The 15,617-nt window shown below is 71.2% G+C and carries 16 protein-coding genes and 1 pseudogene; 14 read left to right on the forward strand and 3 right to left on the reverse strand.

Features of this window, described 5'->3' with window-relative positions:
* Positions 1-65 precede the first annotated feature (65 nt).
* Together guaA and ACS3YM_RS02445 are read left to right on the forward strand one after the other, a co-directional pair.
* A complete protein-coding gene (gene guaA / locus ACS3YM_RS02440) occupies positions 66-1,643 on the forward strand; it encodes a glutamine-hydrolyzing GMP synthase (RefSeq protein WP_439938457.1) in 1,578 nt (525 codons plus the stop codon).
* Between the two features lie 39 nt (positions 1,644-1,682).
* The gene (locus ACS3YM_RS02445; protein ID WP_439938458.1) at positions 1,683-2,666 is read left to right on the forward strand and encodes a magnesium transporter CorA family protein; all 984 of its coding nucleotides are present in this window, start codon (positions 1,683-1,685) and stop codon (positions 2,664-2,666) included.
* A 7-nt stretch (positions 2,667-2,673) separates the two neighbouring features.
* Here the strand turns inward: ACS3YM_RS02445 and ACS3YM_RS02450 are convergent, their stop codons facing one another.
* Entirely contained in the window at positions 2,674-3,288 is a 615-nt protein-coding gene (locus tag ACS3YM_RS02450) for a GrpB family protein (RefSeq protein WP_439938459.1), read from the reverse strand.
* A gap of 89 nt (positions 3,289-3,377) precedes the next feature.
* On the opposite strand from ACS3YM_RS02450, the gene ACS3YM_RS02455 reads away from it, so the two are divergent.
* Positions 3,378-3,851: a hypothetical protein gene (locus tag ACS3YM_RS02455; protein ID WP_439938460.1), complete on the forward strand. Its 474-nt coding sequence runs from the start codon at positions 3,378-3,380 to the stop codon at positions 3,849-3,851.
* A 326-nt stretch (positions 3,852-4,177) separates the two neighbouring features.
* The gene (locus tag ACS3YM_RS02460; protein WP_439938461.1) at positions 4,178-4,543 is read left to right on the forward strand and encodes a hypothetical protein; all 366 of its coding nucleotides are present in this window, start codon (positions 4,178-4,180) and stop codon (positions 4,541-4,543) included.
* Positions 4,544-5,004: 461 nt separating this feature from the next.
* On the opposite strand, the gene ACS3YM_RS02465 is transcribed toward ACS3YM_RS02460, so the two are convergent.
* Both ACS3YM_RS02465 and ACS3YM_RS02470 read right to left on the reverse strand, forming a co-directional pair.
* Entirely contained in the window at positions 5,005-6,423 is a 1,419-nt protein-coding gene (locus ACS3YM_RS02465; protein WP_439938462.1) for an HNH endonuclease signature motif containing protein, read from the reverse strand.
* A 392-nt stretch (positions 6,424-6,815) separates the two neighbouring features.
* Positions 6,816-7,400, reverse strand: a complete 585-nt coding sequence (locus tag ACS3YM_RS02470) for a hypothetical protein (RefSeq protein ID WP_439938464.1) — start codon at positions 7,398-7,400, stop codon at positions 6,816-6,818.
* 75 nt (positions 7,401-7,475) lie between these two features.
* Here ACS3YM_RS02470 and ACS3YM_RS02475 point away from each other — a divergent pair, with 75 nt between their 5' ends.
* From ACS3YM_RS02475 to ACS3YM_RS02520, 10 genes and pseudogenes are all read left to right on the forward strand, one after another.
* A complete protein-coding gene (locus ACS3YM_RS02475) occupies positions 7,476-7,859 on the forward strand; it encodes a VOC family protein (RefSeq protein WP_439938466.1) in 384 nt (127 codons plus the stop codon).
* Between the two features lie 78 nt (positions 7,860-7,937).
* Positions 7,938-8,321: a VOC family protein gene (locus ACS3YM_RS02480; RefSeq protein WP_439938467.1), complete on the forward strand. Its 384-nt coding sequence runs from the start codon at positions 7,938-7,940 to the stop codon at positions 8,319-8,321.
* A 90-nt stretch (positions 8,322-8,411) separates the two neighbouring features.
* Entirely contained in the window at positions 8,412-10,127 is a 1,716-nt protein-coding gene (locus ACS3YM_RS02485; protein WP_439938468.1) for a sodium:solute symporter family protein, read from the forward strand.
* Positions 10,128-10,140: 13 nt separating this feature from the next.
* On the forward strand, positions 10,141-10,470 hold the full coding sequence (locus ACS3YM_RS02490; protein WP_439938469.1) for a hypothetical protein: 330 nt from the start codon (positions 10,141-10,143) through the stop codon (positions 10,468-10,470).
* A gap of 20 nt (positions 10,471-10,490) precedes the next feature.
* Positions 10,491-11,771: a DUF6986 family protein gene (locus tag ACS3YM_RS02495; protein ID WP_439938470.1), complete on the forward strand. Its 1,281-nt coding sequence runs from the start codon at positions 10,491-10,493 to the stop codon at positions 11,769-11,771.
* A gap of 3 nt (positions 11,772-11,774) precedes the next feature.
* A pseudogene (gene pucL, locus ACS3YM_RS02500) lies at positions 11,775-12,617 on the forward strand (factor-independent urate hydroxylase); the annotation flags it as partial.
* 36 nt (positions 12,618-12,653) lie between these two features.
* Entirely contained in the window at positions 12,654-13,112 is a 459-nt protein-coding gene (gene uraD, locus ACS3YM_RS02505) for a 2-oxo-4-hydroxy-4-carboxy-5-ureidoimidazoline decarboxylase (RefSeq protein ID WP_439939819.1), read from the forward strand.
* On the forward strand, positions 13,112-13,432 hold the full coding sequence (gene uraH, locus ACS3YM_RS02510; protein WP_439938471.1) for a hydroxyisourate hydrolase: 321 nt from the start codon (positions 13,112-13,114) through the stop codon (positions 13,430-13,432). The genes uraD and uraH overlap by 1 nt, the downstream gene beginning before the upstream one ends.
* A gap of 2 nt (positions 13,433-13,434) precedes the next feature.
* A complete protein-coding gene (allB, locus tag ACS3YM_RS02515) occupies positions 13,435-14,766 on the forward strand; it encodes an allantoinase AllB (protein WP_439938472.1) in 1,332 nt (443 codons plus the stop codon).
* Positions 14,763-15,581 (forward strand): bifunctional allantoicase/(S)-ureidoglycine aminohydrolase, encoded by an 819-nt coding sequence (locus tag ACS3YM_RS02520; protein ID WP_439938473.1) that lies wholly within the window; start codon positions 14,763-14,765, stop codon positions 15,579-15,581. The genes allB and ACS3YM_RS02520 overlap by 4 nt, the downstream gene beginning before the upstream one ends.
* Positions 15,582-15,617: the final 36 nt, after the last annotated feature.

The raw sequence follows: 15,617 nt of genomic DNA on the forward strand, positions 1-15,617 counted from the left end.
CGCCCTCGCTCCCCGACCCGGGCCCTGAGACGTTTCCCAGAAGACCGCGCCGATAGACTCCGAGCGTGACGCAGCCTGCAGAGCACGACCTGGTCCTCGTCGTCGACTTCGGAGCCCAGTACGCCCAGCTCATCGCGCGGCGCGTCCGCGAGGCGCGGGTCTACTCCGAGATCGTCCCGCACACCATGCCGGTGGCCGAGATGCTCGCGTGCAAGCCGAAGGCGATCATCCTGTCCGGCGGCCCGTCGAGCGTGTACGCCGACGGCGCCCCGGGGATCGACGACGACGTGTTCACGGCCGGGGTCCCGGTCTTCGGCATGTGCTACGGCTTCCAGCTGATGGCGAAGGGGCTCGGCGGCGAGGTCGCGCACACCGGCGCGCGGGAGTACGGACGTACGCCCGTCGCGGTCAGCGAGCCGGGCACCCTGCTCGCGGGCATCCCGGCCCAGCACAAGGTGTGGATGTCCCACGGTGACTCGGTGGCCCAGGCCCCGGCCGGCTTCACGGTCCTCGCCTCCACCGACGTCACCCCCGTCGCGGCCTTCGAGGACGTCGACCGGGGGCTGGCCGGCGTGCAGTGGCACCCGGAGGTGCTGCACTCCGAGCACGGCCAGAAGGTGCTCGAGCACTTCCTCCACGACATCGCCGGCGCCCGCCAGACCTGGACGATGCTCAACATCGCCGAGGAGCAGATCGAGCGGGTCCGCGAGCAGATCGGCGAGACCGGCCTGGCGATCTGCGGCCTGTCCGGCGGGGTGGACTCGGCGGTGGCCGCCGCGATCGTGCAGCGTGCGATCGGCGACCGCCTGCACTGCGTCTTCGTCGACCACGGCCTGCTCCGCGAGGGCGAGGCCGAGCAGGTCGAGCGCGACTTCGTGGCCGCGACCGGGGTCAACCTCCACGTCTACGACGCGCGCGAGACGTTCCTCGCCGCCCTCGCCGGCGTCACCGACCCGGAGGAGAAGCGCAAGATCATCGGTCGCGAGTTCATCCGTGCCTTCGAGGCCGCCGAGGTCGAGGTGCTGGGCGAGGCCGCCGAGCACGGCGACAAGGTCGGCTTCCTGGTGCAGGGCACGCTCTACCCCGACGTGGTCGAGTCGGGCGGCGGTGCCGGCACGTCCAACATCAAGTCCCACCACAACGTGGGCGGCCTGCCCGAGGACCTCGAGTTCGCGCTGGTCGAGCCGCTGCGCACCCTCTTCAAGGACGAGGTCCGCCTCGTCGGCGAGCAGCTGGGCCTGCCCGCCGAGATGGTGTGGCGCCAGCCCTTCCCCGGCCCGGGCCTCGGCATCCGGATCATCGGCGAGGTGACCGCCGACCGGCTCGACATCCTGCGCCGCGCCGACGCCATCGCGCGCCAGGAGCTCACCCGCGCCGGGCTCGACCGCGACATCTGGCAGATGCCCGTCGTGCTGCTGGCCGACGTCCGCTCCGTCGGCGTGCAGGGAGACGGCCGCACCTACGGCCACCCCGTCGTCATCCGCCCGGTCACCTCCGAGGACGCGATGACCGCCGACTGGGCGCGGCTGCCCTACGACGTCATGGAGCGCATCTCGACCCGGATCACCAACGAGGTGGCCGAGGTCAACCGGGTCACCCTCGACATCACGTCGAAGCCCCCGGGCACCATCGAGTGGGAGTGAGCCGTCGCGCGGACCGCGACCCGGTGCCACCCTGAGCACATGGACCTGTGGTTCGTGGATCCCGACGGGATCCGGCCCCACGACGCGGCGCAGCTGCCGGCGTTGCTGGAACGCACCGACGGCTTCGTCTGGCTCGACCTGCACGCCCGCGACGAGCAGGCGGAGTGGCTGCTGACCGAGGTCGTCGGTGCCCATCCGCTGGTCGTGGAGGCGTGCGCCCAGCGCAACCACGTGCCGACGCTCCACGGCTACACCGACCACGTCTTCGTCGTGCTGCACTCGCCGTACGCCGGCGCCGCCGGGCACGTGCACCTGCTGGAGCTCGACCAGCTGGTGGGGCGCCGCTACCTCGTGACCGTGCACGGACCGATCAACCCCGTCGTCGATCCGGCCGAGGCCCTGCGGGAGACCGTGGCGGTGCGCAACCGCATCGAGCGCGGGACCTTCCGGCCGGTCTCGCCGGCGGAGCTCTCGCACGCCATCGGCTCGGCGATCGTCCGCTCGCAGCGAGCGATGGTCAGCACGGTCGCCGAGAGCCTCCCCGACCTCGAGCAGGAGGCCATGGCCAGCGACTTCCGCCGCCCCGAGGAGCTCCTCGAGCGGTTGTTCCTGATCCGCCACGAGCTCATCACCGTGCGCACGATGGCCGCGCAGTCCTACGAGATCTATGCGCGGATCCGCGGCCTGGACCGGGTCGTCCCCGAGCCCGAGCGGATCTACGCGAGCGACCTCGCCGAGCAGTTCGACCGGCTGCGGAGCCTGGCCGACGGCGAGAGCCACTTCCTCTTCGGTGTCATCGACCTCTACCAGACCCGGGTCACGACGAAGATGACCGTCGCGATGGAGCGCCTGGCCGTCATCGCCGCCATCACCCTGCCGGTGACCGCGCTCGCGAGCATCTACGGCATGAACGTCATCGCCAGCGACCGCACCCACGTCCCCCAGCTCGTCTTCATCCTGCTGGTGATGGCCTCGATCAGCGGACTCCTCCTGCGCTGGACGAAGAAGCAGGGCTGGTGGTGAGGCAGCCTCACAGCAGGCCGGCGGCCCGGAACATGCGGTCGTAGATCTCGAGCACGACGGGTTGCTTGACGTGGTTGTAGCGCATCCCGAAGCCCAGCGCGCCGTGGTCGTCGCCGGTCCCGTCCACCCGGGCCAGCGCGGAGCGCTTCGCGTCGGCGTACAGCTCACGGTCCTCCGGATGGGACGTGAGCCAGTCACGGAACATCTGGTGCCGGACCATCTCCGGGCAGTCCGGCCCGAAGACGTGCAGGTGCACCCGTGGCTCGGTCAGCATCTTGAACAACCGGTGCTGGTGCCAGTCGGGCTCGGTGATCCAGTGGACGAAGCCCAGCGACTCGAGCGCCGGGACGTACGCCGCCTCGTCGACGGGGTCGGCCACCGCGACGTCGATGTCGATGATCGGCTTGGCCGGCAGCCCCGGCACCGACGTGGAGCCGATGTGCTGGATCGCGAGCAGACCGTCACCGAGGACCTCGGAGACCTGGGCCGCCAGCTCGGCATAGCGTCGCGGCCAGGTGGGGTCGGGCTCCTCGATCCGGACGACGTAGCCCGTCGGGTGGGCTCCCACGTAGATCACCTCACCCTCGTCGTGGTGGCGGGTGATCTCCTCCGGCGTGGGCACGGGCTGATCACACCACGTCTGCCCCGGCCTGCGCGTCCGCTCTTGCCGATGAGCGACCAGCGCCGACACCCTGCCCCTAGGGTCACCGCATGGAGCGTCGTACCGGATGGTGTCGCCTGTCTGGCGCGCAACCTGCCAGGTGGGCCTTGCTTGCCGTCGCTCTGGTCGTGAGTGGGTGCGCGGACGACTCAGCCCCGAGTCTGGACCCCGGCCTCGAAGGCACGATGACCGTCGCGCCAACATCGGCGACGCCCGGACAGGAGGTCGCGCTGAGATTCCCCTCGGACAGCGAACGCGGGATCGCGTTCTCCCTTGCCCAATGGAGCGAGGGCCAGTGGGATGAGAAGTACTACCTGACCTCTGATGGGGGCACGTCAGGCGACTACACGCCGACGTGGTGGACGGTCGAGGACAGAGCGAACCGAGGTTGGCAACAGGTCTTGGTCAGCGGCCCTGGGCCAGACCGCGTACTCGTCCCCGAGACCACCTCTCCCGGCGAGTACCTACTCTGCACAGCGAACGCCGTCGATGAGGCGTGTGCTCTGCTGATGGTGACCGAGTGAGGACGCCGTCACTCAGTGAGACATCGAGCGTCCGAATCTGCCGCGGAGGGGGCCCGTGGCGAGGTCCCGGCGTCCTAGCCGCCCGCCCGCTTCAGGGCGATGTCCGCGCCGGCTTCGTTGGTCGAGGGATCTAGTCGTCCGAGCGAGGCCAACGGATGGCTAGTTGCTCTCCGATGCGGAACACCCAGTTTGCTGCTCCCAGACGCGGGGCTCACTCGGACGAGCATGTCCGCCAGATGTGGAGCTTGGTCGCGAAGTAGCCGGGTCACCAATTGGGGGTCTGGGACAACGCCGGCCGCGACAGAGGAGTGCGGGCTCACCCGGACATGATCGTCGACGCGCGCTGGGCCAAGGCTGCGCTGACGGGTGGTTTGCTCGTGCTCCTCGCGACCTTCGCCATCGGCACGGAGAACGAACTGTCCACGTCGGTCATGGGCCAGACCGAGGACTGTGGCCCCTCCATCTCCGCATCGTGGCTGGTGTCCGGAACCCCCGATCAAGCGCAACCGGGCTCGGCGGCCACCGACGATGAGCAACGTGCTGCGATCGCCTGCGGGCCGGTCATCCGCGAGGCGCGAGTGCGCATGCTGACGATCATGGGCGCGGGCGGCCTCCTTGCTCTCGTCGGGTGGACAGCCATCTCCACGCGACGAGAAGCCGTGCCGCGCACGGTGACGCACGCCCGCGCGTGAGAACGAGCGGACATCCGGAGCTGCCGCGATGAGCGCACGGATCTCCGCGATCCGCGTACTCACGACAGAAGCGGCATACGGTTCGGCTCGTGCTGATCCCCGATGGGCCGACAACCCGCCCTTGCGAGGAATGCGGTGGCGTAGTCGTCGCTGATCTTGAGCCGATGGCGGCTACCGGTGGTCCGGACCCAGCCGCGACGGGAGCAACAGCAGTCGGTAGCGAGTGGTGCACCAACGTGAACTGCCCGTCCAACCATGCCGTGCCAGGCCTCTCACGGGTTGGGGTGAACGACTACACCTGCGACGTGTGCGGCAAGAACCTGACTACGCCCATGGGGGATGTCATCGCGCATCGGCGAACGCACTGACCTGGCGGCCGCACTCCGCGAGCGGTGCTGCGAAGGGCTCGGGACATGGCTGTGGCCCCGCCATCGTGAGGACTGGCGGGGTGTGGGGCGGGGTCATGGTCGCTCGGGCGGCTCGCCTGGGTCGCCGGCGTCGTCGAGGCGTCTGGTGCCGGTCCGGTCGCGGAGGTAGTGGTGACCGTGGGGGCTGGTCCACTCGAACACTCCGGGCGCGATGACCCGGTAGGTCCAGGCGGTGAAGGTCTTGAGCCGGTGGTGGAACCGGCACAAGCAGGCGAGGTTCGAGGACGCAGTGGGACCGCGTTGGGGTCTGCCTTCGGCCTCGGCGTCGTGGTCGTACTCGACGACGTGGTCGACGTCAGCGCTCCGGGCGGGTCGGGTGCACCAGGGGAAGGTGCAGGTGCGGTCCCGGAGAGCGACCTGCTCCCGGATCGACTTGGGGATCTCGTAGCCCGGCGCGGACAGCTCGGCGTTCAGGTCGATGACCGGCCTGATGGTCACCTTGGTGCGGGAGTCGGCGCACCAGGCCTTGACCTGGTTGAGCAGCACGAGGCGTTGGCGCTCCTCGAGTCGACCGGTCGGCCCGAAGATCGTCTGCACTGCGCCGTCCTTCACGAATGCGGCGTCGAAGTGGACGTGCAGCTCGACCTCGCGGGCGGCGGGGAGTCCGTCCTGGCCGCGAGTGTCGGTGGTGGAGCCTTGGGCGTGGAGGTCGAGGGCGGTCTGGGTGCGGGCGAGGTCACCGAGCGCTTTCGCCCGGCGGACATTCAGGGACTCTGTGGAGCCGAGGGCCTTCTGCAGTGCGGCGCCGTGGGCGAGCGCGCCGTCGAGGTCGAGGGCGTCGGCGAGGTCGAGGTCGGCCTCGAAGTGCATGGTGCCGGAGTAGTGCACGTCCTGGTCGTTGAGCGTGGCGTGGCGCGGGTCGACCGACAGGTACCCGTCCTCCGGATCGGCGGCCGGGTCCGGCGCGGCGAGGCCGAAGCGCTTGATCGTCTCCGCGACCAGTCGGTCGAGCTGCGCGGGTCCGATCTTCCCGGCGACGGCCGCGACCTGGGCGTCGACCCACCGTGCGGCATCCTTCGTGAGCGCGGGGGTGGTGTGGATGGTGGTCTCGGCGACCGAACGGGCCCGCCACGCCGGCACTGCACCGGTCTGCACCTGGCGCCACAGGCGGGGCAGGCGGTGGCGCAGCTCGAGGGCGTGGCCGATCAGCTTCTTCGCCGCCACCGACGACATCCCGAGCTCGGCGCCGAGCTCGGCGACGCAGAACTCCGCCACCAGCGGACAACCCTCCCCGGCGATGGGCTCCTCGTGCTCCGAACCCGGCAGCGTGAACGCGGCCGCGGAGTGGATCGACTCCGGCGGGTGCAGGTCGGCCCACCGGGCGGCGAGCTCGAGCTGACGTGCGGCCGCGGTGTTCTCGGCGTCGCGCTCGGCCCTGATCGAGGCGAGCAGGGCGGAGGCCGAGAGGTCGTCTTCGACCCTCTCGGCGTCCTCTGCCAGTGCTTCGCTCATGTGTTTGATTGTAGGCGGTGGCACCGACAATGGCCCCAGGTCGAGGGTCCAGGGATCGTCAAGATCGAGCACAGGTCAGCCCGACTCCTCAACGCACGGCGCCCGTCTCTGCCCCCTTCCACGGCTGTTCAGAAGCGAGGGACCGAGGGGGCGTCGGGAGCGTCGTCGTCGAGCGCTGGTCGCCCGCGGGCAGGGTGCCGTTAACCACTCGTCGCGCTTACAGTTCGGCACCGGCGGCTGCTCGCCCCGTCGAAGTGGAGACCACGCCCCGCAGGGCCCGGGTCGCCAATCCTTTAGGAGCACTGGGGCTGGCCGTCCGCGGCGGTCAGCGAGCCGGCGCGTGTCGAAGCGGTCCTGCAGGTCGCGGTGAGAGTCGCGGAACTGCACGGGGGTCAGCCTGCAGCCAGCCAGTCGGTCCAGTGCCGGTCGTCCATCGAGGGGGCGAGGCCGTTGTCGAGCCAGGCGTGCTCCCAGCTGGCCCGGACGTGCTCGGTCAGCAGCCGGAACCGCAGCCGCGCCGGGTCGCCCAGGCACCGACGGGGGAGCGAGACCTGCACCGTGTCGCCGGCGTAGTCGATGCGGTGGGCAGCGGTGCAGGGGAGGTCGCGGCCCCGGTCGTCCATCACGATGGTCCGTCCGCCGCGATCGCGCCGCGTGGCCTGCACGCCCACGAACCAGGAGTGACGGGCTCCGTCCTGGAGGTCCACCCACACGGTGAAGCGCCGCCCGGCCCGCTCGAGCGCGGCGAGCCGGGTCCGTACGACGACGCGTGCGGCGTCGTGGCGGAACGTCGTACGCACCACGTCACCGATCTCCGCCGTCGGCGCCGCCTGCGGGTCGCTGCCGCCCTCCTCGACCCGGATCATGTCACCCCGACCGTCGTGCTCCGTGACTTCCTGCGCGGCGGCGGGAACGGCAGGGAGCGCCAGCACGAGCGAGGCCGCCACCGTGCCCGCGAGTCGCCGTGGTGCAGTCATGGGGACCACGATCGCGGGTGGCGCACTCCTCACGCATCACGCATACGAGTGATCTGTCCCGGCTAGGTTGAGCGCATGCCGCGAGCCCTGCACCACCTCGACCTGTGGGTCGACGACGTCGCGACCGCCGAGGGGGAGTGGGGCTGGTTGCTCGCGGCCTGCGGGTGGCAGCGCGAGGAGGGCGTGCTGTCGTGGCTGCACCCCGACGGCACCTACGTCTTCATGGAGCACTCGCCCGACCAGCACGGCGACCACGACCGGCTGCGACCGGGCATCAACCACCTGGCGATGACCGTCGAGACGCGCGACGAGCTCGACCGGATGCGCGCGGAGTCGACCGAGCACGGCTGGCACGAGATGTACGCCGACCGCTACCCGCACGCGGGCGGCGAGGCGCACGTCGCGCTCTACCTCGAGAGCTCCGAGGGCTTCGAGGTGGAGGTCGTCGTCGAGGACTGAACCACCCGCGCACACGCATTGACCCCCCTCTGCATGCGGAGTTCACTGAACGGACATCCGAGCTAGCGGGAGGGCCGCATGTCCAACAAGGTGGTGCACTTCGAGATCCCGTACGACGACGGCGATCGCGCGAGGTCGTTCTACGGCGACACGTTCGGCTGGCAGCTGATGCCGATGCCGGACCTGGGCTACACGTTGGTGACGACGGGGCCCACCGACCCGGAGAAGGGTGCGACGGAGCCCGGCTTCATCAACGGCGGCATGTTCGAGCGGACGGCCGACTTCCCGGGCAAGGCGCCGAACATCGTGATCGACGTGACGAGCATCGACGACGCGCTGCGCAAGGTCGAGGAGGCCGGCGGCACGGTCGTACGGGCCCGGACCGCGGTCGGCGAGATGGGCTTCACCGGCTACTTCACCGACACCGAGGGCAACCTCGTCGGACTGTGGGAGAACGCCTGAGCCACGGCGCCCCCTTCGGAGGGGTGATCGCGCGCGAGCTGGCCCGGGTCTAGGTTGCGGGGTGGCCCCACTCGCCTTCGGGAGGCACACGTGAGCTCAGACACCTTGATCGACGCGTCCTGGCTGGACTACCTGCTGGTCGCGATCTACTTCGCCTTCGTCCTGGGCATCGGGGTGATGGCGAGGCGCTCGGTGTCGGACTCGATCGACTTCTTCCTCTCCGGGCGCTCGCTGCCGGCCTGGGTGACGGGCCTGGCGTTCATCTCCGCCAACCTCGGTGCCGTCGAGATCATGGGCATGTCCGCCAACGGCGCGGAGATCGGGCTGCCGACGGTCCACTACTTCTGGGTCGGCGCGGTGCCGGCGATGCTGTTCCTCGGCGTCGTGATGATGCCGTTCTACTACGGCTCCAAGGTCCGTTCGGTGCCCGAGTTCATGTTCAAGCGGTTCGGCACCGGCGCCCACCTCGTCAACGCGATCAGCTTCGCCGTCGCCCAGCTGCTGATCGCCGGCGTCAACCTCGCCCTGCTGGCGGGCATCGTGCACGCGCTGCTCGGCTGGCCGATCTGGATCGCGCTGGTAGTGGCGGGCGCGATCGTGCTGTCCTACATCACCCTCGGCGGCCTGAGCGCGGCGATCTACAACGAGGTGCTGCAGTTCTTCGTCATCGTCGCCTCGCTGCTGCCGCTGACCCTCATCGGCCTGCACCGCGTCGGCGGCTGGGACGGGCTCACCGACAAGATCACCGCGGCAGCCGACAAGGCGCCCGCCGACGCTGCGGTCGCGCCGGCCGCGCAGCAGCTCGAGTCCTGGCCGGGCCAGGCGCTGTCGGGCTTCGACTCCCCGCTGCTGTCGGTGATCGGCATCGTCTTCGGCCTCGGCTTCGTGCTGTCCTTCGGCTACTGGACGACGAACTTCGTCGAGGTCCAGCGCGCGATGGCCTCGGACTCGATCTCCTCGGCCCGCAAGACCCCGATCATCGGCGCCTTCCCGAAGATGTTCGTCCCGTTCATCGTCATCATCCCCGGCATGATCTCCGCCGTCCTGGTGCAGGAGATGGTCGACCTCAAGAGCGGCGGCTCACCGGCCGGCGGGGCCTCGGGGGACGGGGTGGCCTACAACGACGCCCTGCTCCTGCTCATGCGCGACGTGCTGCCCAACGGCCTGCTCGGCCTGGCGATCGCGGGCCTGCTCGCGGCGTTCATGGCCGGCATGGCCGCCAACATCTCGGCGTTCAACACGGTCTTCTCCTACGACCTGTGGCAGCGCTACATCCGCAAGGACCACACCGACGACTACTACCTGCGCATCGGCCGCCTCGCGACGGTCGCGGCGACCGTCATCGCGATCTTCACCGCGCGCATCGCGATGGGCTACACGAACGTCATGGACTACCTCCAGACGCTCTTCGGGTTCTTCAACGCGCCGCTCTTCGCCACCTTCATCCTCGGCATGTTCTGGAAGCGGATGACGCCCACCGCCGGATGGGTCGGCCTCGTCGCGGGCACGCTGTCGGCCGTCGCGGTCGACCGCCTCGCCGCTGCCGGGGTCATCGACCTGCCGGGGCAGGGCGCGGCCTTCCTCGCCGCGTCGACGGCGTTCGTGGTCGACATCGTGCTCAGCGTGATCGTCTCGCTGGTGACCGAGCCCAAGCCGGCCTCCGAGCTCAAGGGCCTCGTCTACTCCGAGACGCCCATCGAGGACCGTACGGACCCGCACGAGGCCTCCATGCCGTGGTACCGCCGCACGGTCCCGCTCGCCGGCATCGCGCTCGCGATGGTCGTCGTCCTCAACATCGCCTTCTGAGAGAGGGGCCACCATGTCCGATGCGCAGTCCGGCGCGAAGTCCGACACCACTGCCGACAAGCCCCACAAGGCGGGTGCGTTCGACATCCGCAACATCATCGGCGCCCTCATGGGGGTGTACGGCGTCATCCTCACGCTCGCCGGGCTCCTCGGCGAGCACGAGCCCGACAAGACCGGCGGCGTCAACGCCAACCTCTGGACCGGGCTCGCGCTGGTCCTCGTGGCGGTCGTCTTCATCGGCTGGGCTCGGCTCAGGCCCATCGTCGTACCGTCCGAGTTCGACCGGCCCGACGACGACCCGACGCGCCCCGCGCCGCAGCGCAAGCGCCCTCCTTCGCACTGAGCCGGGTCTAGGGTCTCCGCATGGAGAGCCAGGTGCCGGGTCGCGCCCTCGGCGTGCTCGTCGAGCTGGAGGCCGAGCTCGACGAGCGGCTCGGCGCGGTCGACGCCGCGCTGGCCGCCCACTACCCGGGTGAGCGGGCCGGTCGGCAGCCGGTGCACACGGTCTACGTCCCGGCGGACCGCTTCCACGCCGGCCTGGTCCCCGAGCACGGCGCCGCCGCCCTGCAGGTGACCGAGGAGCACGAGGCGCTGCTCCTCGGGCTGGTCGACGGCGACCACGACCTCGTCGCCCGGGTGCGGGAGAAGCTCGGCCGCGAGCCCGTCGAGGACCTGCGCATCGACTTCGAGGACGGCTACGGCTCGCGCCCGGACGACGAGGAGGACGCCGACGCCCGGCGGTCCGCCGACGCGCTGCGGTCGGCGATCCGGGCGGGCGACGCGGCGCCGTACAACGGCATCCGGTTCAAGGGGTTCGAGGCGCCGACCCGTCGGCGCGGTGTGCGCACCCTGGCGGTCTTCCTCGAGCGCCTGGTGGCGGACGGGCCGCTGCCCGACGGGTTCGTGGTGACCCTCCCCAAGGTCACCGCCGTCGAGCAGGTCGAGGCCCTGGTCCACACCCTGCAGCGGCTGGAGGAGGCCCTCGGCCTGTCCGGCGGGTCCTTGCACTTCGAGATCCAGGTCGAGACGCCGCAGTCGATCCTCGGGCCGGACGGCACGGCGCTCGTCGCGCGGATGGTCCACGCGTCGGGCGGTCGCTGCACCGGGCTCCACTACGGCACCTACGACTACTCCGCCTACTGCGGCATCGCTGCGGCCCACCAGAGCCTCGCGCACCCGGTCGCCGACCACGCCAAGGCGGTCATGCAGGCCGCCGCAGCCGGCACCGGCGTACGCCTCTCCGACGGCTCCACCAACGTGCTGCCGGTCGGCGCACCGGAGCAGGTCGCGGCCGCCTGGGCCAACCACCTGCGGCTCGTACGACGCTCGCTGGCGCGCGGCTTCTACCAGGGCTGGGACCTGCACCCGGCGCAGCTGCCGACCCGGTTCGCAGCGACCTTCGCGTTCTACCGCGAAGGGCTGGACGCGGCCGCGGGACGCCTGCGGACCTACGTGCAGCGCCAGGACTCCGGCGTGCTCGACGAGCCGGCGACCGCCCGCGCGCTGGCCGACTTCCTGCTGCGCGGGCTGGACTGCGGTGCCCTCTCGGGCGCCGAGGTCGCCGACGCGACCGGTCTCGACACCGACGCCCTGGCCGGGCTGGCACACCGCGCAGGCGCACACGCTGACGGAGAAGGAGACTGACGCATGGGGATCGTCCTGGGACCCAACCAGTACGGCAAGGCGGAGACGCGTGTCGTGCGGATCGTGCGCGACACCGCGCGCCACGAGATCCGCGACCTCAACGTCTCGACGGCACTGCGCGGTGACTTCGCGTCGGCGCACACCGCAGGCGACCAGTCGCACGTGCTGCCCACCGACACCCAGAAGAACACCGCCTTCGTCTACGCCAAGAAGCACGGCGTGACCTCGCCGGAGGACTACGCCCTCGCGCTCGGCCGCCGGCTGCTCGAGGCCACGCCTGCCGCGAGCGGCGCGACGATCGGCGTCGAGGAGTACGCCTGGGACCGCATCGACGTCGACGGCGCGGGTCACGACCACGCGTTCGTCCGGCGCGGCGGCGAGGTTCGGACCACCCGCGTCGACCTCACCGGGGACCGCGCCGTCGTCGTCTCCGGGCTGAAGGACCTGGTCGTGCTCAAGTCCACCGGGTCGGAGTTCAAGGGCTTCCTCCGCGACGAGTACACGACGCTGCCCGACGCCGACGACCGCATCCTCGCCACCGCGCTGCGGGCGGAGTGGCGCTACGCCGGCGCGACCGGCGTGGACTGGGACGCGACCTACGCCGCCGTGCGCGCGCTGCTGCTCGCGACCTTCGCGACGACCTACAGCAGGGCCCTGCAGGAGACGCTCTACGCGATGGGTCGCGCGGTCCTCGAGGCGCACGAGGACATCGCGGAGATCTCCTTCTCCGCCCCCAACAAGCACCACTTCCTCGTCGACCTGGCGCCGTTCGGCCTGGACAACCCAGGGGAGGTGTTCGTGGCCGCGGACCGGCCCTACGGCCTCATCGAGGCCACCGTGACCCGCTCCGGGCTGGAGGCCTTCAACGACCAGCCCGCCGAGGTGGCGCGGCCCCTGCTGCTGACCTGTCTCGACGTGCCGCGCTGGGCGGACGAGGTGCTGGCCAGGCGGCCCTACGACCACCTGGCCGAGGTGGAGGAGCGGATGCTCGAGGTGGCGCTCACCATCACTGACGACGAGCTCGAGCACGCCCTCGCGCGCCACCCCCGGATCGGCGAGCGCGCCGACGCGGCCCGCCACGACGTGGACCACTCCACCCGGGAGCAGTCGGGGGTCGACCGCTCGGACGCCGACGTCGTACGCCGCCTCGAGGAGGGCAACCGGGCCTACGAGGAGCGCTTCGGGCAGGTCTTCATCATCCGCGCCGCCGGGCGCGAGGCCCCCGAGATCCTCGACGAGCTGCAGCGCCGGCTCGACAACACCGACGACGACGAGCGGGTCGAGACGATCAACCAGCTGGCGCAGATCGCGCTGCTGCGGGTCCGGGAGGTGCTGGCCTGATGGCGAGCCTGAGCACGCACGTCCTCGACACCGCCGCGGGTCGCCCGGCCGTCGGCCTCCGCGTCACCCTGGAGACGGTCGAGGGCACGCTGGTGAAGGAGGCGGTCACCGACGCCGACGGCCGGGTGGGCGACCTCGCGACCGAGCTGCCGACGGGAGAGCACCGGCTCCGCTTCGACACCGGCGCCTGGTTCGCCCGGCAGGACCTCGAGGCCTTCTACCCCGAGGTCGTCGTGGCCTTCACCGTGACCGATGACGCCCACTTCCACGTCCCGCTGCTCCTGAGCCCGTTCGGCTACTCGACCTACCGGGGCAGCTGAGGGTGGCGGCCGAGGTCCTGCTGCGCGCGGCCCGCGCGGTCGTCGGCGGTGCCGAGGTGGCGGCGTCGGTCCGGGTCCGCGACGGGGTCGTCGCCGGCATCGGGGCCTACGACGAGCCCGCCGGCGAGGCCGAGGTCGTCGAGCTCGCGGCCGACGAGGTGCTGCTCCCCGGGCTGGTGGACACCCACGTGCACGTCAACGAGCCGGGCCGCACCGAGTGGGAGGGCTTCGCCAGCGCCACCCGAGCGGCGGCAGCCGGTGGCGTGACCACGATCGTCGACATGCCGCTCAACAGCATCCCGCCGACGACGACGGTGGCCGCGCTGGAGGAGAAGCGCGCGGCGGCCGCGGAGCAGGCCTGGGTCGACGTCGGCTTCTGGGGCGGTGCGGTGCCCGGCAACACCGCCGACCTCGCGGGCCTCCACGACGCCGGTGTCTTCGGCTTCAAGTGCTTCCTGCTCGACTCGGGCGTGGAGGAGTTCCCGCACCTGACCGCGGCCGACTTCACCACCGCGATGGCCGAGACCGCGCGGCTCGGCGCGCTGATGATCGTGCACGCCGAGGACGGCGAGGCGATCGGCGACTGCGCCCACGGGTCGGCGTACGACAGCTTCCTCGCGAGCCGTCCCGATGCCGCCGAGGAGCGGGCGATCGCCCTCGTCGTCGACACCGCGCGGACGACGGGCGGCCGCGCCCACGTCGTCCACCTCAGCGCCTCCGGAGCCGTCCCCGCCCTGCGCGAGGCACGGGCCGCGGGCGTCGACGTCAGCGTCGAGACCTGTCCGCACTACCTCCACTTCGAGTCCGGCTCGATCCCCGACGGCGCCACCGAGCTCAAGTGCTGCCCGCCGATCCGCGACGCCGCCAACCGCGACGCCCTCTGGGCGGCGCTCTCCGACGGCGACATCGACATGGTGGTGAGCGACCACTCGCCCAGCACGGCGGAGCTCAAGCACCGCGACACCGGCGACTTCGCCGAGGCGTGGGGCGGCATCGCGTCCCTCCAGCTCGGGCTGCCGGTCGTGTGGACCACGGCGCGCGAGCGCGGGGTGCCGCTGACCGACGTCGTGCGGTGGATGGCCACGGCACCCGCGCGCCGTGTCGGCCTGGTCGGCAAGGGGGAGATCGCCGTCGGCGCCGACGCCGACCTCTGCGTCTTCGCGCCCGACGAGCCCTGGGTCGTCGACCCGGCGCGGCTGCACCACAAGAACCCGGTGTCGGCCTACGCCGGGCGTACGCTCACCGGCACCGTGCGGCAGACGTGGTTGTGCGGGGCGCCGATCGACGTGGCAGCAGGCCCGCGAGGTCGACTGATCAGGAGGGGCGAACGATGAGCAGCTACTGGGTGCCGAAGGGCGGCCTGCCGGGGCAGACCGAGCTGACCACGGACCGCGCCGCGTTCACCGAGGCGTACGCCGTCCTCCCGCGCGGCACCATGCGCGACATCGTGACGAGCCGGCTGCCGCACTGGGACGACACGCGGCTGTGGGTGATCGCGCGGCCGCTGTCGGGCTTCGCCGAGACCTTCTCGTGGTACGTCGTGGAGGTCGCGCCCGGCGGTGGCTCGGAGCGGCCCGACGACGACCCGGACGCCGAGGCGGTGCTCTTCGTGGTCGGCGGCACGGTGGTCCTCACGATCGACGGCGTGGTCCACCGACTCGGCCCGGGCGGGTACGCCTTCCTGCCGCCCGACGCCGGCTGGGCGCTGCGCAACGAGGGCGACGAGCACGCGACGTTCCACTGGATCCGCAAGGCCTACGAGCGCGTGGACGGGGTCGAGGTCCCCGAGGCGTTCGTGGTGCAGGAGCACGACGTCGCGATCGAGCCGATGCCCGACACCGACGGCGCGTGGGGCACCCAGCGCTTCGTCGACCCGCTCGACGTGCGCCACGACATGCACGTCAACATCGTCACCTTCGAGCCCGGGGGAGCGATCCCCTTCCCCGAGACCCACGTGATGGAGCACGGCCTCTACGTCCTCGAGGGCAAGGCGGTCTACCTGCTCAACAAGGACTGGGTCGAGGTGCAGGAGGGCGACTTCATGTGGCTGCGGGCCTTCTGCCCCCAGGCCTGCTACGCCGGCGGACCCGGCCGGTTCCGCTACCTGCTCTACAAGGACGTCAACCGGCACCCGCGGCTCCGGCCCTGATGTGCCCGCCGATGTGACCCCGGTCACGTAGAGTGG

It is taken from the genome of Nocardioides sp. N13(2025), from assembly GCF_051912545.1.
Classification (GTDB): domain Bacteria; phylum Actinomycetota; class Actinomycetes; order Propionibacteriales; family Nocardioidaceae; genus Nocardioides.